The organism is Halorubrum sp. SP9 (assembly GCF_005435015.1).
GTDB lineage: Archaea > Halobacteriota > Halobacteria > Halobacteriales > Haloferacaceae > Halorubrum > Halorubrum sodomense.
This window is the reverse complement of record NZ_SGXU01000095.1, coordinates 1-1,565: the sequence shown is the minus strand read 5'-3', so window position 1 is coordinate 1,565 and position 1,565 is coordinate 1. Positions and strand designations below refer to the sequence as shown.

1 protein-coding gene and 1 pseudogene are annotated in these 1,565 nt (G+C 42.9%); both read right to left on the bottom strand.

Features of this window, described 5'->3' with window-relative positions; all coding sequences use genetic code 11:
• Positions 1-285: 285 nt before the first annotated feature.
• Complete coding sequence (locus EXE45_RS16545) at positions 286-1,161, bottom strand: Fic family protein (protein ID WP_137694970.1); 876 nt, start codon at positions 1,159-1,161, stop codon at positions 286-288.
• A gap of 189 nt (positions 1,162-1,350) precedes the next feature.
• A pseudogene (locus tag EXE45_RS20800) lies at positions 1,351-1,565 on the bottom strand (hypothetical protein); the annotation flags it as partial.

Here is a 1,565-nt window from a genome sequence, read left to right as displayed (position 1 = left end):
CAGCGAACGTAGTGAGCGAGCACGTCTGATTTTGGTTCGAATCCCACCGTGCTCGTTATTGGAGCAACGCCATCGAGATGGGCTTACGGTTGTGAGTGGAAAATAGCGCTTGTACTACCTCTTATTTCCAACAAAGTCTCTGGACAAGATGAGACAAAGTATAAGACGCTACCAGACACAATAGCAGATATGGACCGCCAAGAATTAGAAGAAAAAATGCAGAAGCATATGGAAAAGAAAAAGAGTGCCTACGTCAAGATGGGGACTGTAGATTCCGAATAGATCCTACCTTTCTCTAATCTGTTTTAATTTCTCACGTAGCTCCTGCTCGGTATGATGAGCTAGTGCTGGGTATTCAACATCAAATAATAAATATTCAAAGTACTGATACCAGTGCCAATATAGAGTGTTTTTCTTCCAAAGCCGCTCAAATTTGCGCTCTGGATATAGATGGCGATGATACTTGGAAAGCAGAACCGCCTTTCCAATTTCAATATCACTTCCCGGCCACTCATGGTTTTCATCAATTATCTCATTACCTATCATCAATCTGCCTAGTGTAATCATCGCAGTTCGATGATTGGCATCTGGAAATGGGTGGAATGAAACAATAGTAGTTACCCAGTGAGCACACTGAGACGTTACCGGCTCTATCCGAGGGAATTCGCGAATTATTCGGTCCAATTTCCATTTTTTTACAGATAGCACTTTTCGATCTTCCCGCCTAGCGTCTCGAACATCTACAGAGTATTCATGTTCTGACTCTATATCGGGATCTCTCGTTTCTATGAAAATATTGTGGTTTATTTGTTTTATATCCTCTTGATTCACGAAAGATAAATCAATTATTCTGTTTTGTCCCAAATTCAATAACGAGTTTAGATCAAGATAACCATCTGACTGAGGGGGGTTAACCTCGCCATCTACCACTTTTTGGCCCTTAGTGGATAAGCTATACAATTCATTTCCTCTTTGCTCAATTAAACCAACCCTTTCCAAATATTCACATTGGCGTCGAAGCCTACTTTTTGACCTCCGAGACTTAGACAAATATTTGATAGATATTGTATCACTTTCATCGATATTTTCCAGAATTTCAATGTCCGAAAGGCTGGACGGCCCCATTGATTGTCGCCATGGTAGCGGGTAAGTGTCTGTCATTTATTCTGTCTCCAAATCAGATACAGCCAAATTGCTACAAATTGTTAAAATATTTGTGCTTATACTTCTCGTTAATCCTGTATTCATCGTGGTATACACGCGATTCGCGACAACTGGGGTCGTTTCTTCAATCCCTCCTGAGCCATTTCGCCAATTAAGCGGATATTGCCGTTACAGTTGAGGCATTCTTTATGCCTCATGGGTGACGGGGATGCTGTCGTAGTTGGCGTGGGAATCCTCGTTCTCAACGATCTCGACGGTATCGACTATACTGCCATCTCTTATGTCAGCTCCTATGCTAATTAGGTAGCGTTTCCGCCCGTAGATCTGACCATGTTCGACGTGATACCCCTTCCGCGAGCCATACGCCCAAGTACCACTCGCCACACCCAGACACGTGTACC